Genomic DNA, 24,727 nt, shown 5'->3' with positions numbered 1-24,727 from the left:
CATTATTGCTTATGATACAACTTTTTGTTAGCGTCTGCCAGAGGTTTTGTCGAAAAAAAGAGCCCCGTCCCTTTTCAGGGAGGAGCTGCTTCGTTTGAAATCCTCTGCACTGCAGCTATCGGACGAACGGAATAAATACGAAATAACTGATCGTCGCCACCAGCCCAAGACCGATAGCCCATCCGCCCAAGGTTCTCTTGCCGTTGGCGAAGGAATAGAAGCCAAGAATCGCTGCGATTGGACCAAGCACAATAGACCACATGAACAACGCCAGAATGCCCAATGCAATGCCTGCATAACCTGCCGTTTTGCCCTTTGTGCCGCTTTCCTCCACTTCTCTTCTGTCTTCTGCCGGCCTAATGGGCGCCACTTCGGCCGCATATTCCTCCCGGTGATCCTTTCGCGGATAGTCCACACGGTCACGCACGACAAGAGCTCTGGGCGGCGGGTTATCCGAAATTTTACCCTTTCGGTTATTGTCATCCATAAGATTGCTGCACCTCCGCATTTTGTGTGAGGACTAACAGAATGGCCTGACTACTTTCATTTTTTTGGTTTAAAGGTGTGGCAGCAGGTAGCCGCAGAATTTTCAGCGTACTCGTGTTCGCTGGTGCTGAACATCTCCCCCGCGTATTCCTCCTGCAGCTTTCTGCCTGCATGGCGGTCAACGTCAATCATGATGACATCCGCCTTGCAGATGTTGTTTTGTCCCCAATAATGACAATTAGATACACTGCACCGGACTGATGGATTGTCCTGATGGCTCATATTTATCACCTCAAGGCTCATTATGTCCCTTCCCGCTTGCCCGTATGCCGCATACCGCATGGGAGTTGATAACAAACATGCACCAAAAAAGCCGCCGACAGTTTACCAGGTTCAGTCCGGTATAACCATCAACGGCTTTACATTTGTTATTATGCGTGAGTGCGCCGGCTCTGCATCCGGCGTTGGGTCAGGTAGTCGCTTTCGTAATAGGCAAGATCGTCGCGAAGCTCCTCATAGGTTCTGGTAATGTCCATAATAACCGTCCGCACTTCAGGAAGAACGGTTCTGCGGAAGCGTATGGCATCCTGACCTGTATAAGCATAACGACCATCTTCTACATAGGATTCGTTCTTGGGATAGAAGAAGCTGTTCACACAGTCATGGTACACATTATACAGAGCCTTTTCGGCAAAATCGACATCAAAATTGGCACGCCGTAAAGCGATGCCCAGCTTTTCATAAGAAACTTCGGAGAAAACGAGCAGGTGGCGGAGATCCGAAAGAAATCCCCTGTAATACTGCACCGTCTCTTCCTCCTGTCCCCCACTCATCTGTGGCAAGGCATGCTCATTTAGAAACAATTCAATCCGCCCGACGGCAAATGTTAGCTTCTCCCGAGTGGACTCACATAATTTTTGTACATTGACTGCTGACATAGATGCAGCTCTCCCCCTCTAATCAATTCCTTCAATAATGGTTTACCCGGTATCATCCCGTTTAAACGTCAACCCTAAATTCAGTAATAATCCTACCATAAACGACGGACAAACGGTATAAAAAACTGCGAAGTTTCCAACGCTAAGCGTACCCAAATTTCGATTTACAGGAGGACCTGATATGTCCCGTCACAGATGGATCAAAACAACCTTAGGGGTTGCCGCCGCCCTGCTGGTTGTTGGCGTGCTTCTACCCTGGAACGGCAGCAGGCAGAAGCAGCCTCAAGCTCCTCAGACTCTTTCCGTGCGGACACCGGACAGGCGGGATACGGAAATGGAAATGAAAAAGACGCTGCTGTCCGGGGATATCAACACGACCAGGAAACTGCTCAGACACGATGCAAAAGGCCATCTTCATGCCATGATGGGTGTTCTAAACAGCAGCAGCGACGGCAGCATTTCCACATATGGGGAGGACATGAAAAAAAGCCACCATCAGTTGCACGCGCTGATTTGGCTGGACAGACATAACAGCCGCTCCCGTCAGATTGCCGGACCCGAGCTCGACCGGGATGCGGCGGGACAGGCTCAGCCTGTCCGCTCGGGTATTCAGGCCGCCAAAGAAGCGGTAAAACGGGGCAAATCCTATGAATCCCCGTCGCTTCTGGCCGGAAAGGACCGCTACTTCATCCTGGCCGAGCCTTCGAATGATGGCAGACATGCCGTGATCGGCGTCTTCAACGAGCAGGTTCTTAATGCCGTCGAGGAGCACCAGCGGCGCAATCTCCGGATGATTCCCTATCCCCGTGAAGGGCGCTTCAAGGTTGAGTCTGTTTATCCGAACACGCTGCAGGACATCACCGTCAAAACCGGGCATGACAACGAAAATGCCAGCCATTTTTATGAAAATGAAATCGTCGTCCGCTTCCGGAGCCAGCCGGGAAAGGAGCGGCTGAAACAAATCCGACGTGACCTGCACAGCAAACAGGAGGGACAAAAGCTTGGGGATACCTATATCTTTCGTTCCGGCAATATGAATTACCAGCAATTGAAGCAGTATTTTGATAAGAAGTGGAGTCCGCTCTACAGCGAGCCGCATTACATGTATTTAACCAATGATGAAACAGTAAAGGAAACCAAGGCCGTATCGGTTCCCAATGACATCCTTTTCTCACAGTACCAATGGAATTTACCGGCAGTTGAAGCGAACCGCAGCTGGAATTTGTCCAGAGGCAACAAGGACGTCATGGTAGCTGTCGTGGATACCGGCGCGGATTTGGATCATCCGGATCTGAAAGGACAGTTTGTCAAGGGCTACAACATTATTGATCCTGCCAGCAAGCCCTATGATGATGTCGGTCACGGCACCCATGTATCAGGCATCATATCCGCGCTGGTCAACAACAATGAAGGTGTGGCAGGCATGACCTGGTATAACAAGATAATGCCTGTCAAGGTTTTGGACAATTCCGGCTCAGGCACGACCTATTCTGTGGCACAGGGCATCATTTGGGCCGCAGATCACGGCGCCAAGGTCATTAATTTAAGCCTGGGCAATTATGCAGACTCGCAATTTCTGCATGAAGCCATCAAATATGCTTATAACAAGGATGTCGTGCTTATATCGGCAGCAGGCAATGATAACACGGAGCGACCCGGCTATCCGGCGGCATACCCTGAGGTATTGGCCGTTGCCGCTACAGATTCATCCATGAAACGGGCCTCCTATTCCAACTACGGGGATTACATCGATGTGGCCGCGCCCGGAACGAACATCGCCAGCACCTTTCCGGGCAGTCAATACGCCGCCTTGTCCGGAACTTCCATGGCCAGCCCTCACGTGGCTGCAGTGGCTGCACTGATCCGCTCGCAAAATCCGGAGCTGCAAAATACCGAGGTTATGGATATTTTGCGCAATAACGTGATTGATTTGGGTGCGGCAGGACATGATAAGTATTTCGGGTATGGGCAAATCGACTCGTACAAGGCGCTCAGCGCAGCACAAGGCGAGGGCGCTCCGCTGCAGCTGTGGCCGCAGCATCTGCGCAGCAGGCTGGAATCAATACTGAGCAGATTCAATCCATGACCGACAAAAGGCAGATCCGAAGCATTCGGGTCTGCCTTTTGCGATGCTTTACAGGACGGGTTTGCGATCCGGAGAAGCCGTACGGCTTTCAGCAACGAGGCTGCACAGCAGCTTTAATCCCTCCTGAAGCTTGTCTTCTGCCGTATATATACCTTATACTATACGGAAAATCAGTACAGTACATGACACTTGTTTCATAACCCGTTCAGGAGATGATGAAGTTGACACAGCGTTTTTCAACCATGACCCGGCATTTGGGTTCGTCAGCAGTAAGAGACATTCTGAAAGTAACTCAGGGCAAGGATATCTTGTCTCTGGCTGGCGGACTTCCTGCCGAGGCCTTTTTTCCTGTCGCTGCGATCCGCGAGGCGTACGACCGGGCGTTAAGCGGGGGCGGGACGGCACTGCAGTATGGCTTGACCGAAGGCTTTCTCCCGCTGCGCGAGCGTCTCTGCGAACAGATGGCTGCTGACGGCTGCCGGGTACAACCCGACGAAATGCTGATGACGACAGGCTCCCAGCAATCCATTGATCTGATTGCCCGTATTTTTCTGGACCCGGAAGATGTAATTCTTGTAGAGGCGCCTACGTACTTGTCCGCCTTGCAGGTATTTCAGTCGTACCAGGCTGTCCCTGTCGCCGTGGAGACGGATGAACACGGTATGCTGCCTGACGATTTGGAAGCCAAGCTGCTCCGTCACCATCCGAAATTTGTCTATGTCATCCCTACTTTCTCCAATCCGGGGGGCAATGTATGGAGTCTGGAACGCCGTAACGCTGTGGTCGAACTGTGCCGCAAGCACAGGGTGCTCATTTTTGAGGACGATCCATACGGAAAAGTGAAGTTCAATCCAGATGTTAATTTTCCGTCCTTGTACTCTATCGATCAGCAGTACGGAGACAACGGCAATGTAATCTACACCAGCACATTTTCCAAAACGGTAGCTCCTGGCGTCCGTTCCGGATGGGTAATGGCCGATGCGTCGATTATCCGCATGGCTGCCAAAGCAAAGCAGGCCTCGGACCTGCACTCCAGTCTTATCGATCAGCGCGCGCTTCATGAACTGCTCGGTTTCTTTGATCTACAGGGCCACATCCGGACTGTGTCGGCCGAATACTATGCCCGCATGATTAAAATGACCTCTCTAATGCAAGAGCGCAAGTGGGAAGGCGTCTCCTGGATAGAGCCGCAGGGAGGCATGTTCCTGTGGGTACAGATGCCTGAGCATGTCAAAGCTGACGTTCTGCTGCAGCATGCTGTCCGCGAAGGGGTGGCATTCGTGCCTGGCCAGGTGTTTTATAGCGACGGTTCAGGCTATAACCGGATGCGGGTTAACTTCACACATACGGACCCGCATCTGCTGCCCGAGGCCATCGAACGTATGGATCGCGCTTTTCGGAGCTATGCGGCCGCTGCTGTATCTGTTTAAAACCGCAAACCAAAAAACAAGGCCGTGCCAACCGGAATTCCGGGGCACGGCCTTGTTTGATATAGGTTGCTCATCAGTTAGAAGGTATTTCAAAGGTTGCAGTTTGGAAAGTTTTCCGTAAGCCGGGTTCTGTACTCTTCGTGGTCCAAACGGGAACTACCCTCCCACCACAAGTGACAATCATCTATCTAGGCCGTACATTACTGTACAGCTCCAGCGACCAACCCGGACACGCCTCGGGCTAAGGCTGCTTCTCGAAGAAGCTGTGTCCCATTAGGTCTTGCTCCAGATGGGGTTTACCAGGAACGAAGTCACCAGCGTTCCTCGGGGTCTCTTACACCTCGGTTCCATCCTTGCCTGTGCCGCATAGCGGCCATCGGCGGTCCATTTCTGTGGCACTATCCTTCAACTCGCGCTGACTGGACGTTATCCAGCATCCTGCCCTGTGGAGCCCGGACTTTCCTCTCGCGGCTTGCGCCGCCAGCGATTGTCTGTCAAACTTTCGCACAACATTGTATAGTATACAGGTTTTGGGCAAAGGGCACAAGATTATTTTACCTGGAAATCCGCCCTTTGTCTGGCAATGGCTGATTACATAAAACGGAACGGCTCCGTATCCACTGCCGATGCCTGCACCCTGGTTTCGTAACGGCTTTCCTCCAGCTTGACGCGAAGCCAGCCTGCGGTTTGCTCCTTCATAATCTTCTCGGCGTTATGGCCGGGATCAATGATCGCAATCCCGGCCATAAGCGCATCATGTGCTGTATGATAGTCAATATCTCCGGTAACGATGACATCGGCGCCTTTATACAGTGCCTTGTTCACATAACGGCTGCCGGAGCCGCCAAGGACAGCCGCTTTCTTAACCACCCGGTCAAGGTCTCCGACAACACGAACATGGGGAACCTTCAGCCCTTTTTTGACCATGTCCACAAATTCGCGCAACGTGCAGGACTGCTTCAATTTGCCGACACGGCCCAATCCGAAGGTCCGTCCTTTCAGATCCATAGGATACAGGTCATAGGCGACCTCTTCATACGGGTGCGTTTTCAGCATCGCCTGAATCACCTTACTTCGTATGCCTGCCGGAACCACGGTCTCCAGCCGGATCTCCTCCGCCCGCTCCATTTTGCCCTGCTGCCCCACAAACGGATTGGTGCCCTCCTGCGGGACAAAAGTGCCAATGCCTTCTATATTAAAGCTGCAGTGGCTGTAATTGCCGATATGGCCTGCCCCGGCTCCAAGAACGGCGTCCAGAACCTGCTGATGATGGGTTTTGGGTACAAACACAACCAGCTTGAACAATTGGTCTGTGTGCACATCCTCCAGCGTACTCGAGCTTTCAATCCCCAGCGCTGCAGCCATCCAGTCATTCATGCCCCCCTCGGCCGTATCCAGGTTCGTATGACTGATATAAACAGCGATATCGTTTTTAATCAGCTTCTCATACAGCTTGCCAGCTGGCTGGTCGGTGTTCAAGGTTTTCAGCGGCCGGAAAATAATCGCATGATGTGCGATGATCAAATCAGCCCCAAGGCTGATCGCCTCTTCCACCACTTCGTCGTTTACATCCAGGGCAATCAGCACCTGCTTGATCTCCTTCTGCAGGCTGCCGAACTGAAGCCCGATTCGGTCGTCCGGCACGGCCAAATGCTTGGGAGCCAGCTGTTCCATATATTGAATTACGGTCTGTCCTTTTGCAAACATGCAAGCACCTCCTCCAATTGTTCGATCTGCCGTTGCAGCTCTTCCCTTTTCTCCCGCGCGGATTCCAGCTCTGACCGTTCCACCTGCTTCAGCACCGATTGAAGCTTGGCAATCTCCCCCTGCCATTTTTTGAAAAACACCTCATTTGGCGCCTTTACCAGATGGGGGCCCATGCGCAGAAGCAGAGCGGATGTAAGAGTACAGCCTCCTGCAAGCTGAACCTGCGCATACAGGTCCTCCTGCGACAACGGACTTTGCGACTCAGGGAGCGCAGTCAGAATCTCGTATATTTTCCCGTCTTCCTCCAGAATATGCTCACATGTGACCACCCAACCGGAGTGAAGCAGCCATTTTCGCAGCATATCTTCTCCAACATTCGGCTGAAGCACCAGTTGGCGAACACCGCGCAGTTTGTCCGTCCCTTCATCCAGAATAGTCGCTATAAGCGCACCACCCATGCCTGCTATCGTAATGACGTCAGCCTCGCCGTCGTCCAGCACCTGCAGACCGTTACCGTGCCTCACGTCGATCCTGTCCGCAAGGCCTGCATCCGCCACCTGCTTCCTGGCCGCACGCAACGGGCCTTCATTAACCTCGCCCGCGACGGCCTTGGATGCTCTTCCGCTCTCTACAGCCGCCACCGGCAGAAGCGCATGATCTGAGCCGATATCGGCCAGCACGCTGCCGGGCGGGATTTGTTCCAATATATACTGCAAACGCTGTGATAATTTCATGAAGCCACCCACACAATCCACTTTTTTCTATACAGTAAAGACATAGCATTTCCTTGTCGCCAGAACGTCAAAGATGATTTGCATTACGGATGCAAAAGAGCTAAAATAAAACCCAATAAAACAAATCAAGGAAAATATGACAAAAGAAAACAGGTGACTCTCCTTTGCCCTGCCAGCAGTGAAATGCAAAAGGACCCTCTGCACTTAAGCCGCAGAAGGTCCGCTTATCACGCTATTCGAGAAAATCCTTGAGACGTTTGCTCCGGCTTGGATGACGAAGCTTGCGCAGGGCCTTGGCTTCAATCTGCCGAATCCGTTCGCGCGTGACGCCGAATACTTTGCCGACTTCCTCCAGTGTTCTGGTACGGCCGTCATCAAGACCGAAACGAAGGCGAAGCACGTTCTCTTCCCGTTCAGTTAGCGTATCCAGCACATCTTCAAGCTGCTCCTTAAGCAATTCATAGGCGGCAGCATCCGCAGGCGCCAGCGCCTCCTGATCCTCAATGAAGTCTCCAAGATGCGAGTCGTCCTCTTCCCCGATCGGTGTTTCAAGCGACACCGGCTCCTGGGCGATCTTCATAATTTCCCGCACTTTTTCTACACTAAGCTCCATCTCAGCCGCCACTTCTTCAGGCGATGGCTCACGGCCGAGCTCCTGCAGCAGCTGGCGTGACACGCGTATCAGCTTATTGATCGTTTCCACCATATGAACAGGTATCCGGATCGTTCTGGCCTGGTCGGCAATCGCACGTGTAATGGCCTGACGAATCCACCAGGTCGCATAGGTACTGAATTTGTAGCCTTTGCTGTGGTCAAATTTCTCGACAGCTTTGATCAAGCCCATGTTGCCTTCCTGAATCAAGTCCAGAAACAGCATACCTCTGCCCACATAACGTTTGGCAATGCTGACCACGAGACGCAGGTTGGCTTCCGCCAGACGACGCTTCGCTTCTTCGTCGCCTTTCTCAATCCGTTTCGCCAGCTCCACCTCATCATCCGCAGACAGGAGTGGTACACGACCGATCTCCTTCAGGTACATACGGACAGGATCATTGATTTTGATGCCCGGCGGCAAGCTCAAATCATCGTCAAAATTGAAATCGTCGCTGTCATTACTTCTATCCGGATCATCACCTTGGCGTATGGTTGCAAGATCCTCATCGCTGTCGTTGACAACCTCAATTCCCATGTCGCCAAGCTGCTCGTAAAACTCATCCATTTGTTCGGGATCTTGGTCAAATGGCGACAGTTTTTCCATGATGTCTTTGTAATTCAGAGAAGATCTCTTTTTGCCCACTTCAATTAACTGATCTTTCACCTGATCCAGCGTTAATTCCGTTTCTAGTTCAGTATGCTGATCATTCGCCATAATTCGACTCCCTCCTCCCTAGAAACATCCGACCTACCTTTTATTGTCTCTCTAGGGCTATAATCTCACTTGCAATTTTGGCCGCCCCCAGAACATCACCGGAACGTTCGGCCGCAACCATTTCTTCCCTCTTCCGATCCAGCAGCTGCTGCAGCGGGTATTTCCTCACTTCCCGGATACAGTCATCCAAAATTTCCGGCGACCACATTCCCGGTGTATCCATCATGACGATGGAGCTGACCGTTTTTTCAAGACGGTCATCATGGAGGGAAGCTATAAACCGGCTGGAGTCCGGCGGTTTGCCTTGTGCATAATATGCATATAGATATGCAGCTATTGCCGCATAATCCTCAATATTAAAGGCATCCTCCAGGTGATCCTCAACGTATCGGGCGGCTTCGGTATCCTGAAGCATCCAGGACAGCAGCCTCCGTTCAGCCGCATGGTAGGCGGGGAGCAAATTTGGTGTCGGAATGTGGCCCTTTTTATGCCTACCATTATTCCACCTTTTCTCGTTATTATCCCCAGCCTGCTGTTTTTTTTGCAGCGACTGCCTGAGCAAATTACACTCCTGCTTCAGCGTTTCGTAATCCACCTTGACTTCCGAGGATACCTCGCGAAGGTAAACCTCACGCTCTGTCGGAGAAGATAAGGGCGCAATAATCTTCAACGCTTCACGGGAATATGCGATCCTTCCTTCTTCTTCTAGCAGTATATGGTTTTTCCTCAGATATATAAGCTTAAATTTAACCGTTGAAACGGCGCCGTCAATGATTTGCCGTTTAAAGCGGTCACTCCCGTACTGGCGAATGAAATCATCCGGATCCATCCCTTCATTCAACAGTCCGACCTTCACATGCAGCCCCGCATTCTCCAGTATAGGGAAGTTCTTCAGCGCGGCGGCTTGTCCTGCAGCGTCGCCATCGTAACAGATGATGACTTCATCGCACAGCCCTTTCAGCATCAGGGCCTGATGCTCGGTTAACGCCGTGCCCATTCCAGCCGTCGCATTCTGAACCCCGGCTTCCCAGGCCGCGATCACATCACCGTACCCTTCAAAAAGAACCGCCTGCCTCAGCTTGCGGATGGCCGGCTTGGCCTGATGAAGATTGTACAGCGTGCGGCTTTTGTTAAACAAACGGGTCTCCGGCGAATTGAGATATTTCGGCTGCCCTTCCCCGATGATCCGGCCCGCGAAGGCAATCACCTTGCCGTTCCGGTTCCAGATGGGGAATATAACACGATCACGGAAACGGTCCACATAGCCATCCTGTTCATGACGGGCCGACAGCAGTCCGCCCTTCTCCATTTCCGCAAAATCAAAGGAACGTTTCTCCAAAAATTGAACAAGCGTATCCCAACGGTTGGGAGCATAACCGATTTGAAACTGGTCGATGATCTTGTCGGTAAATCCCCGTGACCGAAGGTATTCCATTGCGGCTTTGCCATACTCCGTATTTTTAAGCAGAAAATGATACAGCTTTGCAGTTACCTCGTATGCCTGCAGCAGCCGTTCCACCTCGGGATGCTGGTGGGTTGATTCGCGGCTCTGCCAATCTCCGAGCGGAATGTGACTTTCTTCCGCCATCGACCTGACGGCCTCGGGAAAGGTTAATCCTTCGATTTCCATCGTAAATTTGATGGCATTTCCTCCCTTGCCGCAGCCGTAGCAGTAGAAGATCTGGCGCTCGGGCGTCACCGTGAAAGAAGGAGTTTTCTCAGAATGAAAAGGGCAGAGGCCTTTCATATACTTCCCCTGTTTGGTCAAATGCACGTACTTGCTTACCGTATCCACGATATCATGCTGCTGCAGCACCGATTCAATGATATGCTCCGGGATGTTGCCATGTCCGGCACTCATTTCAACCACCTTCATCTCTTTAAGCACGTAAATATATTCGCTATTCCAACTCATTCTCCTGCAAGTCTGTTAAAAGTTTTGTCAATTTATGTTGAAACATTATACGGTCCTCTTCTGTGAAGACTTTAGGGCCTTTGCCATACCTCCCGCGCCGCCTCTCCTTGGCGGAAATATGGCGCCGGTCAAGCATAAAATCAATCGATTCATCACTGTACGGCGTCCCCCGGAAAGAAATCACGCTGCAGCCTTTGGCCAGCGCCAGCGCGGCCAACCCGTAATCATTCGTTGCCACCACATCTCCACGACGGACATGATTGGCAATATACAGATCCGCGCTCTGATCACTGCGGTCGACAGTGACAACCGTTATGCCTGTGCCGCCTTGTAAAAGATGATCAAAGGAAGATACCAGTATAACCTCCATCTGAAACCGGGCTGCCGCTGCCGCAATTTCAGTTTTGACCGGACAGGCATCTCCATCCACGACAATACGCCGGTCGCCCAGCTTCATAGCCCTCACCGCCGCTTTCCCTGAAGAAAGTCTAACTATAGAATGGTTCAGCTCCGCTGAAAATTTATAATTCTATAACCATAAATACGGAACGATGCGTAAGCAGCATCGTTCCGTATTTTATTTATCCCTCTATCTTCCTAAGCGGGTTACATTTGGGCCAGCAGATACTTATCTCTACCAGACCAGCTTCGAGAAATCGGCAAACCGTTTAAGGTCCCCATGAATGACAGCCAGCAGCGCCAGCCGGTTATTACGGACTCCTTCATCATCAGCCATCACCATGACGGAATCAAAGAATGAGGTTACGGCAGCGGTCAGCTGACCGGCGAGAGCCAGCGCTTCTGCAGTCTTACGCTGACCGAGCGCCTCGAGATAAGGCTGATGCACGCCCTGCCAGGCGGCATACAGGTTCTTCTCCCCGGCATCCGCAAACACTTCAGGATTAACGGATGCATGCACGGCCTTGGCTGCCAGATTGCCGACTCGGTTAAAGGATTCCACCGTATTCTTGAAAGCCTCGCCTGACTGCATTGCATCCATTAATGCAGCACCACGCCCCACGACGGAAGCAACATCATCATAACCGGCGCTGAACACCGCGTCGACCACATCATAACGCAGCGTTTCAGACAGCAATTTTTTCACTCTAAGTCCGAAAAACTCATGCAAATCTTTACGCACTTCGTCGGCCGAGCGTTTCATGCTGCCGAAATTCTGATGAATGTCCAGCGCAATTGTGAACAGCTCCGGCAATCCGACAGACAGCTCGCGTTCCAGCACAATCTGTACGATTCCCGCCGCCTGACGCCGCAATGCGTAAGGGTCCTGGGAACCGGTCGGAATAATGCCGATCGAGAAGCAGCCGGTGATGGTATCCAGCTTATCCGCAATGCTGACAATCGCACCCGCCAGCGTTGAAGGAACGTCATCACCAGCAAACCGCGGCTGGTAATGCTCGAATACCGCTTTCGCCACCTCTTCTTTTTCTCCGGCCTTGCGGGCATAATCCTCACCCATAACCCCCTGCAGCTCGGGAAATTCATATACCATTTGGGTTACGAGGTCGAATTTACAAATATCGGCGGCACGGCTAACAGATTCCCCCGTATCAGCAGAAGCGCCCAATTGCTGGGCAAGCATATCGGCAATACGACGCACCCGGCGTACCTTATCGCCGACCGTTCCCAGCTCTTCATGGAATACAATACTCTCCAGCTTGGAGACCGCATCCTTGATTTCCAGTCTCTGATCTTCCTCATAAAAGAACTTCGCATCCGACAGACGTGCGCGCAGCACCTTCTCGTTCCCTCTCGCAATCACATCCAGCGAGTCTTTGCCGCCGTTGCGTACAGTCACGAAATAAGGAAGCAGTTCTCCTTTATCATCCAGCACAGGGAAGTAACGCTGATGCTCTCGCATCGACGTAATCAGCACTTCCTGCGGAATGTTCAGGAAGGAAGAATCGAATGTGCCGAACAGCACTGTCGGCGTTTCAACCAGGAAGAGCACTTCCGCGAGCAGATCATCCTTTACCGCGATTTTCCAGTTTTTCTCCGCTACAAGGGCTTCAATCTGCTCCAGGATCATGCGCTGACGCTCTTCGATATCGACGATGACCTGCTGACCGCGCAGTGTCTCCACATAAGCGGCGGGCTGGGCGATTTCCGCATCCTGGCCGAGAAAACGATGGCCGCGGGTGACATTCCCTGCTTTGACGCCGGTGATTTCCACACCGATGACATCGGTTCCGTACATGGCCACAAGCCAGCGGATCGGTCTTACAAATTTGAAATCATAAGATGCCCAGCGCATAAATTTCGGGAACGTCATGGCATGCAGAATGCCCGTCAACCCTTCCGCCAGCACCTCTGACGTTGGAACACCGATGCTGCTCTTGGTTGCGTAAATGTATTCTACTCCGCCCAGTTCTTTAAAGGTGAACAGCTCCGGGTCAACGCCCTGGCTGCGGGCAAAACCGAGCGCGGCCTTGCTCCAGTTCCCCTGCTCATCCTGTGCGATCTTGCGCGAAGGCCCTTTGACTTCCTCCTGCACATCCTCCTGCTTCTCCGCCACCTCGCGAACAAGAACGGCCAATCTGCGCGGCGTCGCGTATCCCTCAACAGCGCCATGCGCTATCCGGGAACTGTCCAGCCACTGAGTCATTCTTTCCTTCAATTGGGCAATGGCAGCAGGGATAAAGCGGGCCGGCACTTCTTCAAGGCCGATTTCAAACAGCAAATCTTTAGACATGCTCCGCACCTCTCTTCTTCATCAGCGGGAAGCCGAGCTTCTCGCGCTCCTCTAAATACGTTGCCGCGACCTGGCGGGCCAGGTTGCGCACGCGCATAATATAACCGGTACGCTCGGTCACACTGATCGCACCACGCGCATCGAGAAGGTTGAAGGCATGGGAGCATTTCAGCACATAATCATACGCCGGGAACACCAGATGCTGAGCCATCGCCTTGTTCGCCTCTTCCTCATACATATTGAAGAGTGTAAACAGCATTTTCACGTCCGACACCTCGAAGGTGTATTTGGAATGCTCGTATTCAGGCTGATGGAATACGTCGCCATAGGTTACCCCGTCAACCCACTCCAGGTCGAATACGTTCTCTTTCTCCTGAATATAGGATGCGAGCCGTTCCATTCCGTAAGTGATCTCAACCGCTACCGGACTGGCGTCAATGCCGCCGACCTGCTGGAAGTACGTAAACTGGGTAATTTCCATGCCGTCCAGCCATACTTCCCAGCCGAGTCCCCATGCGCCAAGCGTCGGAGCTTCCCAGTTGTCTTCCACAAAGCGGATGTCATGCTCAAGCGGATTGATGCCAAGGCGCTGCAGGCTTTCGAGATACAGCTCCTGGATATTGTCCGGTGAAGGTTTCAAAATAACTTGAAACTGATGATGCTGGTACAGCCGGTTCGGATTCTCGCCATAGCGCCCGTCAGTAGGACGGCGGGAAGGCTCCACATAAGCGACATTCCACGGCTCGGGCCCGATGGAACGGAGGTAGGTCATCGGATTCATCGTACCAGCGCCTTTTTCCGTGTCATAAGGCTGCACGATGATGCAGTTTTGTTCAGACCAGAACTGCTGAAGCGTAAGAATCATCTGCTGAAAATTCATGAATACATGCCTCTTTTCCTAAAATAGTTGCGGAGCATGTACAGGGAGTTACGGCACGGACGCATGTGAAAAAGCCCCCGTCCCTCTACGCCTGTACAGACGTAGGGACGAGAGCTCACTCCCGCGGTTCCACCCTACTTGACTGCTGCTCCTATAAAGGAGCCTGCAATCCGCTTTCCGTGTCATTCATGCTCCCGGGTGCCGTTTCACTGATATTTCCCGCCAGGCTTTCACCATCCCTGACTCGCTTGAAGAGAAGATCAACAGTTACTTTCCCGATCTTTGCATGTCTCATTATAAGAGATAATTACAATACATAGTACACAATAATAACATATTAGTCAAACACAAAAATTATTAGAGGTTGTTCAGTTACTGAATATCATACCTGTCCAACTGTTCAAGAAAATTGCGGGATTTGAGCTGCATTCCGAGCTGTGCATCCATAAATCGCCGCATCATGCCTTTAATCTCATCCCGCGTCGCTTCGCTGACATTCACATTGCCCAGCCGGGTCAAATCCAGACGGGCGAACAGCCGCAGCAGCTTCATCGCACGGGGAGTTGCAAGGACGGCAGCAGGATCGAAATGCTTGCAGGCTCTGCAGAGCACGCCCCCCAGACTTGGGCTGATCCATTCCTCCGTCTCTTGCTGACCGCACTCTCTTCCGCAGGAAATACAGTTATCCAATTGCGGGGCATAACCTGCAGCCTGCAGAATCTTGAGTTCATATATGCTGATGATGACCTGCGGGTCCTTGCCGCTTTCCAGCGCTTCCAGGCAGGCCTTGATCTGCCTGAACCAGAAGGCTCCCGTATCCTCGTCCTGCAGCACCCTGTCCAGCAGCTCGCAGGCATAGGATGCATAGGCCGCCTTGAAGATGTCCTCCCGAAGTCCATGATGGGAGTCGATCAGTTCACCGGCGTTCAGCGTTCCCAGCCCGGTATTGCGAAAAAAAACATATTGGCCGTATGTAAACGGCTGGGCCAGAGCGCCATGGCGGCTCTTTGGCTTTTTCGCGCCGCGTATGAGCACTCCAACCTTGCCGCCGTGTTCGGTGCACAATGTTATGATTTTATTCCCCTCGCCGTAGTCCATGCTGCGGATGACGATGCCTTCCAATTTATAAAGCATTTCCCCATCCCCCATGAGCTTTTGCATATTGCAAAAGCCATTATACCGAAAGCCTATTCTGCGGCTTCCTCCTGTTCGTCCGGTTCTGTTCCTGCCACTGTCTGCTCTCCCCGTGCAGCAGCTTCTTTGTACAGCAAATACGCATCGACATCTCCAGTCATCATAAAATACTTCCACGAAAAATCTCGCATTCGTATTCATCCTTTCCTTCGGAAATGACGCTCGCATTTACGAGATAGGATGCTCGATGACCGGGAAACTATGCCAAGCAATAAATGGCTATGATCAGGCGTCGCGATGGAAGCCAAGGTCGCGCAGTACGCGCTCCTGATTGCGCCAGTCCTTCTTCACCTTGACCCAAAGCTCCAGGAAAATTTTCGACCCCAGCAGCTTCTCAATATCCTGACGCGCCTGCTTGCCTACCTCTTTAAGCATAGCGCCCTGCTTGCCGATAATAATGCCTTTCTGCGAATCCCGTTCCACGTAGATGACAGCCGAGATATGGACAACACCATTGCTCTCAGCCCGCATATCTTCGATCATGACGGCTATGGAGTGAGGAATCTCCTCACGGGTCATGTGCAAAATCTTCTCCCTGACCAGTTCGGCAATAACAAACTGCTCAGGATGATCCGTTACCTGGTCTTCCGGATAATACTGCGGACCTTCGGGCAAATATTTGTCGATCTGCTCCAGCAGGCGGTTCACATTGTTACCCATTTTGGCCGAGATCGGCACGATTTCCGCAAAATCATACAGCTTCCGGTATTCTTCAATCAGCGGCAGCAGCGCTTCCGGCTCAATTTTATCTATTTTGTTCATCACCAGAATGACAGGAGTAGACACTCTGTTAAGCTGTTCGGCGATAAAGCGGTCTCCTCCCCCCATGCCCTCCGATGCGTCCACCAGGAACAGTACGGCTTCCACTTCGCCCAGAGTGTTGAGAGCAGTCTGGTTCATAAAATCACCCAGCCTGGATTGCCGTTTATGAATGCCAGGCGTATCCAGAAACACGATCTGCATTTCCGGCGTTGTGTACACCCCATGTATTTTATTGCGGGTTGTTTGCGGCTTATCCGACATGATCGCGATTTTCTGGCCGATCACATGGTTCATCAAGGTGGATTTGCCGACATTCGGCCTGCCGACGATCGCGACAAAGCCTGATCTGAATTTAGCTTTACTCATATTCGTTCCTCCGACGCCCAGCGTCCGTGTGTTCTTGTTTATTTTCGATATCGTGCCCGGTTACGGCCGCTCTTTGCCCAGATCGGATGGCCCGAATGCTCCCGGCAGCAGCTCGGCAAGGGTCGTCTCCTGCATGTCCCCTTTTAAATTGCCCAAATAAACCGGCATGTCAGGGGGACAGAGCTCTGCTATAACCTGCCTGCATACACCGCACGGGGAAATAGGACCCTCCGTATCTCCGACCACGGCCAGCGCTTTGAAGCTCCCGGGCTTTTGCCCCTGGGCCACCGCGCTGAACAGTGCTGTTCGTTCGGCACAGTTGCTCGGCCCGTAGGCAGCATTTTCAATATTGCATCCGTAGTGGACTTTGCCATCGGCATCCAGCAGCGCGGCGCCCACACTGAAACCGGAATAAGGCACATAAGCCTTCAAGCGTGCTTTGACCGCTTCCTGCATTAACAACATTGGATCCATTCCAACCGACTCCCCACCATTTAAAATAAATATTCTCGCTGTGAAGCAATTTACAGCAAATGCCTTAGCATGGTCAACACAGGTTGATAAAACACAACCCCCCCTGTAATGACAGCAAAAACCGCAGCCAGCAGCACAGCTCCGGCGGCGGCGTCTTTAGCGGCCTTGGCTAGCGGATGAACTTTGGGGCTGACAAGATCAACGACAGCCTCAACGGCGGTGTTGAATAGCTCCGCCGCTATGACGAAAGCGCAAGCCGCCAGAATAAACAGCCATTCCATCCGGGAGATACGGAACACGATACCCGCCGCAATAACACCCAGAGCGATGACTGCGTGCACCCTCATATTTATCTGCGTGCGAAGGGTGTAGCCGATCCCTTCCAGGGCATAACGAAATGTCGATCTCCACGAATGGGCCGGTTTCATCAGCGAGTTAACCCCACTTCTGCGAGCACAACCTCCTGCTTGCCCATCATCTCCGCTTCGCTGTCATCATCCTGATGATCATAGCCTAGAAGGTGCAGAAAGCCGTGAACAAACAGAAAACCAAGCTCTCTTTCCAACGAATGGCCATATTCCTCGCTTTGCCTTTTCGCCATCTCCACGGAAATAATAATATCGCCAAGCACCTCGGGAAGATCCGGCTCAGCGTCTCCTTCCCCGATCTCATAGACGATCTCCGGTTCATCCTCCAGCCCTTCATTCATGGCAAAGGAAAGCACATCCGTCGGGCGGTCGATGCCGCGATACTGCTTGTTCAGCTCGTGAATATGCTCATCTGTGACAAAGGTCAGAGCCACTTCGCCATCATGCACTCCTTCAGCTTCCCCCGCTTTACGCAGGATCACCTCCAGGGTGGAAATCAGCGATTCACTGATATTCAAAACTTCCTGTTCATTGCTCCATACCAATTGAAGGCTCATACTTTACGCTCCTTTTTTTGCGTGCCAATCTTTCCTGTTACTGCAGCTTTTCATTAGCTTCCTTCGGTTTTTCTTCCGGATATTCGATCCGGGAATGGAAGATGCCCATCACAGTTTCTTTCAGCGTCTGCGAGATGATGTCCAGCTCACGCATCGTCAGATCGCATTCGTTGAACTGTTGATCATCCAGTTTGCTTTTCATAATTTTCCCGATCATCGTTTCGATCTGCTCCACCGTTGGCTTGCGCAGCGACCGCACCGCAGCCTCAACACTGTCGGCAATGCCTACCACGGCCGCTTCCTTGGATTGGGCTTTGGGCCCTGGATAGCGGAAATCATCCTCAGTGAAATCCGGCTCAACTCCCCGCTCTTCCGCCTGTCTTAATGCCTTGTGATAGAAAAAGTGCAGGAAAGAGGTCCCGTGATGCTGTTCTGCGATATCCCTGATCGGCTTTGGCAGCTTGTATTCCTTCTGCATTTCCACACCGTCCCGGGCATGGGCAATGATGATCGACTTGCTGAGCTTGGGATCGATCGAATCATGAGGATTGTCCATCCCGTTCTGATTTTCGATAAAATACGAAGGGCGTTTCGTTTTCCCTACATCATGATAGTATGAACCGACACGGCACAATAATCCATTGGCTCCGATCGCTTCCGCAGCCGCCTCGGACAGGTTGCCGACCATAACGCTGTGATGGTAGGTGCCAGGCGTTTCGGTCAACAGCTTCCGCAGCAGCGGATGATTCGGATTGGACAGCTCCACCAGCTTGAGTGCCGACAAAATGCCAAACGTCGACTCGAAGAAAGGCATCAGCCCGATGACCAGTATGGCTGTAAGCATCCCGCCGACAACGGCTCCTACGACCGAATAGAGCGTGGTTAGCTGGTTCCAGCTTCCCTGACCAATTAACACGAGAGAGAGCACAGACAGCGCCCCGAAAATGCATACCATAATCGCTCCCTTGAACAGGGTGGATCGCTGGCTGGCACGGTGAATGGTGAAAATGGCAGTAAGGGACACCACAAACGTAAAAAAACCGTAATTAAAATCAAAAATTTGTCCCTGCCGTACATTAAGAATGATGCTGGACAGTATACTGATGATGATTGTGCATATAAACGCCAGCGATCTGTCCAGCAGCAGCGTAACCAGCATCGCACCGATCGCTACCGGGGCAAAATACCCGGTATAATACCGTTCACTCGTCTGCAACGTATTGGCGAGGAGCAGGACGACGATGGTAATGATGAAAATGAGTACAAGCATAAGAAGCTGCGCATTATTATATTTGAACTGGCGGGAATCCGACTGCCGGATGAATACAAGCAGCCCGAGCGCCGGCAGACAGGAAAGCATCAACAGTCCGAACTGCGGCCAATAGTTGATCTCGTCCTTGAGCAAATTGTTCTCATCAAGCAGTGTATAAATATCCTGGGTAATGATCTCGCCTTTGTGGACAAGAATCTCCCCCTGATCGATATATACGGTGGGCGTATTTTCACGCGCCTCGACCTTGGCTGCTTTCGTCGCCTCATCATCGTAGAACTTGTTCGCCGTGACAGCAAGCCTTGCCAGCTCCTGCACGACTTCACGGGAGATGCGGTCGCTGAGCGAGCTGGTGCTCACCAGCTCGGCTACCTTGGCTCTCGCCGTCGTTGCATCCGTAATCTGGTCATTCATGAGCCTGGTGACGATCTCACGGGCCACCAGCTTCATCTCCGTAATGTTGTCAGAAGACAAACGCGGAATTTTGATAAAGGTTTCCTCGGGAATTCTGTAGGTTTGCTCTCTCGTCTTTTCAAGCACCTCATCCAGAAGCTTGTCCGGGTAAGCATCCGCCTTTTTGCTGTTGTTCACGAAATTATTCACAAAATCCGCTGCCCGCTGCGGGATTTCCTCTTTATAAATCGCTGCCTTGTCATCATCCGAGATCTGGTCATCCTGATTCAGACGGTCGATCCGGTCCAAAATGGATGTCACCAGGTTGTCGTTACGCATCGGCACAATGGTATAAATGTCCTGCACTCTTTCGGCAGCCTGCTCCTGTGCCTGCAGTGTAGCCTTGTTGTTGGGCAGCTGCATCGGAGCCACGATGTTCTTCTCGCTCGGCGTATTTACCCGGATGTCATAACGTTCGGGCAGCAGGCCCGGAGCAAGACTGACATAGAAAAGAATCACCAAAAACAAAAACAGAAGATAGCGTGTAGCCACGCTATACTTCCATCCGTTCATTCTATACTGGGTCATTTTGCTGGTGCCTTTCGACAGTTCTTTCGGAGCCATAGAGACAATCCCTCTCTATACTTGATTTTCGGCAGCACGGTCATAGGCTACAATGATTTTTTGAACCAGGGAATGGCGCACGACGTCTTCATCCGCAAACTGCACGAACCCGATCTCCTCAATGGAATTCAAAATGGTTTTCGCTTCGATCAATCCCGATTTCTTGCCACGGGGCAGGTCAATCTGGGTGACATCGCCTGTAATGACCATTTTCGAGCCGAAACCAAGGCGCGTCAAAAACATTTTCATCTGCTCTGGTGTCGTATTCTGGGCCTCATCCAAAATAATGAACGCATCATCCAGCGTACGCCCCCTCATATAGGCAAGAGGAGCAATTTCAATCAGTCCGCGCTCCAGCGCCTTGGCTGTCTGGTCCGGTCCCATAACATCATACAGAGCGTCATAGAGCGGCCGCAAATAGGGATCGACCTTCTCCTGCAGATCCCCTGGCAGGAAGCCCAGATTTTCGCCCGCCTCCACGGCAGGCCGGGTAAGAATAATCCGCTTGACAGAGCCTTCCTTAAGTGCGGCAACGGCCAGCACCACGGCCAAATATGTCTTGCCTGTCCCCGCCGGACCGATGCCAAAGACGACATCCCGCTTTTTGATCGTTGTCACATAGTGCTTCTGGCCAATCGTTTTCACCCGGATCGGTTTGCCGCGGAAGGTGGTGGTAATCTCGCCCTTGAACAGGTCAAGCAGTTGATCTGCTCTCAGATCCTTCGCCAGATCTATAGCATAATGGATATCCCGCTCACTAAGAACAAACCCGTTGCGGATCAGCTGCAAGAGCACGTCAAACAACTGTTCCAGAACCTCAACCGCGCGCGGCGCGCCATAAATGGCGATCTCCTCCGCCCGGGAATCGATCTTGGCCGGAATCTCCGTTTCAATTAATTTCAAGAAAGAATCCTGCGGGCCGAAAAGAGCCTGTCCCTCTCCCGCATTGTGCAATGCAATTCGTATGCTGTGATTTTGTTCAGCCAAATAGCCTCAATCTCCTCGGTTATAAACTAATGGAAGCTCTTCCACAATATCTTGCTCTACCTCGAACAGCACTTTCATATAAACTTTACCATTCTCTTTGTTCTCATGCAAAATTTTTTGTGCTAAAATTTTTGTTCCCTTCCCGTATTTCGCCAAAATATGGGCCTTCGCCCTTTCCAAACCCATCTCCTTGGCAGCCTGTTCAGATACTGCGTGCTTCTGTTCGCGGGTCTCCATCACCCTTTCCGTCATCCAGCCGACAGGAAGCTTCAAGGAGCGCCAGGTCAAAGGATCGTATTCGGTCACGGTATCCGATGTCGAATAGGGTTCTTGGCCGTATCCCCAGAGCTGGATGGCCCGCTTGCCCAGCACAAGGTACAGCCGCTCCCTGCTCTCACCGGTGTAGGCCGAGCTTCGCTGAACCAAAGGGGTGGAAATCTCATATTCATGCCAGACGAGTCCACGAACCTGCCCCTTGGCCACAACCTGCTCCTGATTCACTTCATCCCCGAGCGTGCCGGAAATGAGAATGTCGCCTCTTTTGACTCTTTTATTTTTTTGTACGACAGGTCTTCCCTGCTCGGCATAAATTTCGGTAATGACCGCATCTGCGTTGCTGATCAGATGGCGCGGATTAAGCAACGGCCTGGGTGCCGCCCTTGATGCTTCAACCACCTGAATCGTAATGACGGTCCCCTGCTTTTCCAATCCGATCCACGAAGCATCCGGCAGCCTGCGCAACATATTTTTGGCCAGCTTGTCCTGTCCCGGCAACCGAAAGCTCCACTGCATAGGATAGATTCCTTCTTCGCGGGCGGCCTGCAGCACTTCCTCCGTTGTCAGGCTCTCGTTCCCCTTTACCTGCACCGTCCATACCAGTGAGGACATCATATAGATGCCCAGAAAAAAAAGCAGGACGCCTGCGGCAAAAAACTTCCGCCGTCCAAGACGCGCAAGCGTAAAGGGAAATCCTGACCTGCGGGTAACATGCATCCGGCAGCCTGTCCGCCGCAGCAGCGGACGCAGGGAGAATACATCCGGAAGCAGGAGCTTCATTTCCGCCCGGTTCCCGCCCAGCGGCCTGACGTCCCACACCGGGATTTTCCGCTCTGACAGCAGATTTACAAAGCTTTCTACTTGACCGCCTGTCACTTCCATAACGACCGTACCGCGCAGGCGGGATAAAGCCGGTTGTCTCACAGCTCCTCCCCCGTTCTTTCAATGTGGACCGACATAATCTCGCCTTCCACGCTGATTTCTTCAGGCAATATGCTCCTGATCACAAGGCCGCTGCCCCCTATCCGGAGTCTTCCGCGGGAGAGGGCAAGCAGCAGCTCTTCCGGAGTAAAATTCAGGACACCCCGATGATTTTCGATATACAACTGCCTGCTGCCGATCAAAGTCAAGCGCGGCATATCCAAAAGAATATCCTGTGGCAAGTCCAGCGCCTCACTGGTCCATTTGCGCAGCTTGCGGCTGATCCGGGTCATTCGGGTAAGTCCCCCTTCCTGTACTAAACAACTTATGCTTGATCCGTGTTAAATATGAAGCTGTATCCAGCATCTTCTGAGACGCTCCGAGAACGAAGCATTCCTACAATCGCTGTTGACCCTTCGGGCCAAAGGCGAACGCTGCGCTTTTCCGGAATTGCTTCGTCCTCTCCGCTGTTCCGTGCATAGACACCTACGTACAAAAAATAGGCCAACCAGAAATTCTGGCTGACCTATTAATTACACGCCTCTTCTCCGGCGTTTCGCTTTGGGAGGAGACAATATTTCCGACCAGATCATTCCGCTGCGGATATCAGATGTCCGAAAGCGGGAACGACCCTCGGTTCCCCGGTCATCCTCACCGTATACGGCCATATCACCGCCGGAAATGCGGTCCAGTCTTTGCAGTACCCGCTGCCGTTCCTCTTCCATGGCACGGATTCGTCCTTCAAGCGTCGACTCCGCGTCGGCATATTCCACGGACACCCCTTCATCAAGGTCATCCCTGGCAGCGTTTCTTGCCATTCCTCGGGCCGGCTCAATCTCATCATATCCTTGCTCGCTGAAGTCTTTGTCCGGAACCGTATATTGCGGCTGCGGTTTGTCCCCATCGTTCCGCTTTTTGCCTCTGCTCGGAAAACCTTCAGCAGGGCCACCGAACGTCGGCATTCCACCACTGCCCCGTCTTTTATTTTCTTTGCCCTGACTTGCTTTGCCCAAAAACGACAGCAGGGCAAAAACGATGACGGCTACCAGATACAGGTGTTGCACTATCCATTCAATCATTCTGCATCACCGCTTTCCTACGGACTCTGCCTGTTTAACCACGCTCATTCGGATGGTTCGGTCCGGTGCTGTCATTCGGCTTGCCAAGCGACTCTCTCATCTGTGTATCTGCTTCGATATTCTGCATGTTGATATAGTCCATGACACCCAGATTTCCGCTCCGCAGCGCCTCTGCCATGGCAAGCGGCACCTGGGATTCGGATTCCACCACACGTGCGCGCATTTCAACGACACGCGCCTTCATTTCCTGCTCCTGCGCGACCGCCATGGCGCGACGCTCTTCAGCCTTCGCCTGCGCAATCCGCTTATCCGCTTCCGCCTGCTCCGTCTGCAGGAAGGCGCCGATATTTTTGCCTACATCCACATCGGCGATATCAATGGACAAAATTTCAAATGCCGTGCCGGCATCAAGTCCCTTGGACAGCACCGTCCGGGAAATCGAATCGGGATTTTCCAGCACATCTTTATGTGTCGCACTGGAACCAACCGTGGTAACGATGCCTTCGCCTACACGGGCAATAATCGTTTCTTCGCCGGCTCCCCCGACCAGCCGGTCGATGTTCGCGCGTACGGTAACACGCGCTTTAACCTTGACCTCAATACCGTCCTTGGCCACCGCAGCAACAACAGGCGTCTCAATGACACGCGGGTTGACGCTCATCTGCACCGCCTGCAACACATCACGTCCCGCCAGATCGATGGCAGCGGCTCGTTCAAATTCCAGCGGAATGTTGGCGCGCTGGGCCGCAATCAGGGCATTCACGACACGGTCGACATTACCCCCGGCAAGAAAGTGGCTTTCCAGCTGATTAATCGTCAGACCCAGCCCGGCCTTGGTCGCTTTAATCAGCGGGTTTACGATTCTGCTTGGGGTTACCCGGCGCAAGCGCATCGCAACAAGGGTAATGATTCCGATCCGCACCCCCGAGGCAAGTGCGGAAATCCACAGCATGACCGGAAAAAAGCTAAAAAAAACGCTAAGCACAATGACTGCCACGACGGCAATCAGCAAAAAACTAACCAAACCTGAACCCATTCTCATCACCCTCCAATTTATTTAGGTATCTTTAAGTGCGTGTTCAAAACTAACATGGTCTGACGACCACCACCAAAGATGAAAATGGTGTGTTGTGCGTTTGAAGTCTTGCTCTGCCATCAATACTGGTAATGGACAGGTCTAAGGTCGAAACTTTTTTGGTGG

At 52.2% G+C, this 24,727-nt stretch carries 24 protein-coding genes and 1 other RNA gene; 2 read left to right on the top strand and 23 right to left on the bottom strand.

All coding sequences use genetic code 11. The features are described 5' to 3' along the window. Window positions 1-115: 115 nt before the first annotated feature. From ACE5LO_RS02655 to ACE5LO_RS02645, 3 genes are all read right to left on the bottom strand, one after another. Window positions 116-487 (bottom strand): hypothetical protein, encoded by a 372-nt coding sequence (locus ACE5LO_RS02655; protein ID WP_375518535.1) that lies wholly within the window; start codon window positions 485-487, stop codon window positions 116-118. A gap of 56 nt (window positions 488-543) precedes the next feature. Further along, entirely contained in the window at window positions 544-768 is a 225-nt protein-coding gene (locus tag ACE5LO_RS02650; protein ID WP_375518777.1) for a DUF1540 domain-containing protein, read from the bottom strand. A gap of 149 nt (window positions 769-917) precedes the next feature. After that, complete coding sequence (locus tag ACE5LO_RS02645; RefSeq protein WP_375518534.1) at window positions 918-1,424, bottom strand: YpuI family protein; 507 nt, start codon at window positions 1,422-1,424, stop codon at window positions 918-920. Between the two features lie 181 nt (window positions 1,425-1,605). On the opposite strand from ACE5LO_RS02645, the gene ACE5LO_RS02640 reads away from it, so the two are divergent. Both ACE5LO_RS02640 and ACE5LO_RS02635 read left to right on the top strand, forming a co-directional pair. Then, on the top strand, window positions 1,606-3,510 hold the full coding sequence (locus tag ACE5LO_RS02640; RefSeq protein WP_375518533.1) for a S8 family peptidase: 1,905 nt from the start codon (window positions 1,606-1,608) through the stop codon (window positions 3,508-3,510). A gap of 221 nt (window positions 3,511-3,731) precedes the next feature. After that, window positions 3,732-4,940: an aminotransferase-like domain-containing protein gene (locus ACE5LO_RS02635; protein ID WP_375518532.1), complete on the top strand. Its 1,209-nt coding sequence runs from the start codon at window positions 3,732-3,734 to the stop codon at window positions 4,938-4,940. A 103-nt stretch (window positions 4,941-5,043) separates the two neighbouring features. Here the strand turns inward: ACE5LO_RS02635 and rnpB are convergent. The 20 genes from rnpB to floA all read right to left on the bottom strand — a co-directional run bounded on the left by rnpB (window position 5,044) and on the right by floA (window position 24,562). After that, window positions 5,044-5,443: RNase P RNA component class A (gene rnpB, locus ACE5LO_RS02630), an RNA gene on the bottom strand. Between the two features lie 88 nt (window positions 5,444-5,531). Then, the gene (locus ACE5LO_RS02625; protein ID WP_375518531.1) at window positions 5,532-6,647 is read right to left on the bottom strand and encodes a Nif3-like dinuclear metal center hexameric protein; all 1,116 of its coding nucleotides are present in this window, start codon (window positions 6,645-6,647) and stop codon (window positions 5,532-5,534) included. Further along, on the bottom strand, window positions 6,623-7,381 hold the full coding sequence (locus ACE5LO_RS02620) for a tRNA (adenine(22)-N(1))-methyltransferase (RefSeq protein WP_375518530.1): 759 nt from the start codon (window positions 7,379-7,381) through the stop codon (window positions 6,623-6,625). Before ACE5LO_RS02620 ends, ACE5LO_RS02625 begins: the two co-directional genes overlap by 25 nt. Before the next feature lie 232 nt (window positions 7,382-7,613). Beyond that, window positions 7,614-8,750, bottom strand: coding sequence for an RNA polymerase sigma factor RpoD (gene rpoD, locus ACE5LO_RS02615; protein WP_375353749.1), 1,137 nt, complete (start codon window positions 8,748-8,750; stop codon window positions 7,614-7,616). A gap of 40 nt (window positions 8,751-8,790) precedes the next feature. Next, entirely contained in the window at window positions 8,791-10,611 is a 1,821-nt protein-coding gene (dnaG, locus tag ACE5LO_RS02610) for a DNA primase (RefSeq protein ID WP_375518776.1), read from the bottom strand. A gap of 40 nt (window positions 10,612-10,651) precedes the next feature. Beyond that, window positions 10,652-11,122, bottom strand: a complete 471-nt coding sequence (locus ACE5LO_RS02605; RefSeq protein WP_375518529.1) for a YaiI/YqxD family protein — start codon at window positions 11,120-11,122, stop codon at window positions 10,652-10,654. Window positions 11,123-11,299: 177 nt separating this feature from the next. Next, entirely contained in the window at window positions 11,300-13,375 is a 2,076-nt protein-coding gene (gene glyS, locus ACE5LO_RS02600) for a glycine--tRNA ligase subunit beta (protein WP_375518528.1), read from the bottom strand. Then, entirely contained in the window at window positions 13,368-14,255 is an 888-nt protein-coding gene (gene glyQ, locus ACE5LO_RS02595; RefSeq protein WP_375353745.1) for a glycine--tRNA ligase subunit alpha, read from the bottom strand. Before glyQ ends, glyS begins: the two co-directional genes overlap by 8 nt. A 372-nt stretch (window positions 14,256-14,627) precedes the next feature. Continuing rightward, window positions 14,628-15,389 carry a DNA repair protein RecO gene (recO, locus tag ACE5LO_RS02590; protein ID WP_375518527.1) on the bottom strand — a complete coding sequence of 254 codons (762 nt, stop codon included), beginning with the start codon at window positions 15,387-15,389 and terminating at the stop codon, window positions 14,628-14,630. A gap of 53 nt (window positions 15,390-15,442) precedes the next feature. After that, window positions 15,443-15,580 carry a YqzL family protein gene (locus tag ACE5LO_RS02585; RefSeq protein ID WP_375518526.1) on the bottom strand — a complete coding sequence of 46 codons (138 nt, stop codon included), beginning with the start codon at window positions 15,578-15,580 and terminating at the stop codon, window positions 15,443-15,445. 94 nt (window positions 15,581-15,674) lie between these two features. Continuing rightward, a complete protein-coding gene (gene era, locus ACE5LO_RS02580; RefSeq protein WP_375518525.1) occupies window positions 15,675-16,577 on the bottom strand; it encodes a GTPase Era in 903 nt (300 codons plus the stop codon). Window positions 16,578-16,637: 60 nt separating this feature from the next. Next, window positions 16,638-17,051 carry a cytidine deaminase gene (locus ACE5LO_RS02575; protein WP_375353740.1) on the bottom strand — a complete coding sequence of 138 codons (414 nt, stop codon included), beginning with the start codon at window positions 17,049-17,051 and terminating at the stop codon, window positions 16,638-16,640. A gap of 50 nt (window positions 17,052-17,101) precedes the next feature. After that, entirely contained in the window at window positions 17,102-17,479 is a 378-nt protein-coding gene (locus tag ACE5LO_RS02570; protein WP_375518524.1) for a diacylglycerol kinase family protein, read from the bottom strand. Further along, a complete protein-coding gene (ybeY, locus tag ACE5LO_RS02565; protein ID WP_375518523.1) occupies window positions 17,479-17,976 on the bottom strand; it encodes an rRNA maturation RNase YbeY in 498 nt (165 codons plus the stop codon). The genes ACE5LO_RS02570 and ybeY overlap by 1 nt, the downstream gene beginning before the upstream one ends. 37 nt (window positions 17,977-18,013) lie before the next feature. After that, complete coding sequence (locus ACE5LO_RS02560; RefSeq protein ID WP_375518522.1) at window positions 18,014-20,263, bottom strand: HD family phosphohydrolase; 2,250 nt, start codon at window positions 20,261-20,263, stop codon at window positions 18,014-18,016. A gap of 15 nt (window positions 20,264-20,278) precedes the next feature. Next, window positions 20,279-21,250: a PhoH family protein gene (locus ACE5LO_RS02555; RefSeq protein ID WP_375518521.1), complete on the bottom strand. Its 972-nt coding sequence runs from the start codon at window positions 21,248-21,250 to the stop codon at window positions 20,279-20,281. Window positions 21,251-21,256: 6 nt separating this feature from the next. Further along, window positions 21,257-22,450, bottom strand: coding sequence for a sporulation protein YqfD (gene yqfD / locus ACE5LO_RS02550; RefSeq protein ID WP_375518520.1), 1,194 nt, complete (start codon window positions 22,448-22,450; stop codon window positions 21,257-21,259). Beyond that, on the bottom strand, window positions 22,447-22,740 hold the full coding sequence (gene yqfC / locus ACE5LO_RS02545; RefSeq protein WP_375353732.1) for a sporulation protein YqfC: 294 nt from the start codon (window positions 22,738-22,740) through the stop codon (window positions 22,447-22,449). The genes yqfD and yqfC overlap by 4 nt, the downstream gene beginning before the upstream one ends. A 240-nt stretch (window positions 22,741-22,980) precedes the next feature. Then, window positions 22,981-23,526: a hypothetical protein gene (locus ACE5LO_RS02540; RefSeq protein ID WP_375518519.1), complete on the bottom strand. Its 546-nt coding sequence runs from the start codon at window positions 23,524-23,526 to the stop codon at window positions 22,981-22,983. A 34-nt stretch (window positions 23,527-23,560) separates the two neighbouring features. After that, window positions 23,561-24,562, bottom strand: a complete 1,002-nt coding sequence (gene floA, locus ACE5LO_RS02535) for a flotillin-like protein FloA (RefSeq protein WP_375518518.1) — start codon at window positions 24,560-24,562, stop codon at window positions 23,561-23,563. Window positions 24,563-24,727: the final 165 nt, after the last annotated feature.

Origin of the sequence: Paenibacillus medicaginis, from assembly GCF_042138635.1 — a bacterium.
Taxonomy (GTDB): Bacteria; Bacillota; Bacilli; order Paenibacillales; family Paenibacillaceae; genus Paenibacillus; species Paenibacillus medicaginis.
Note: the sequence above shows the minus strand (reverse complement) of the source record. Positions and strands in the feature narration are given on the sequence as shown.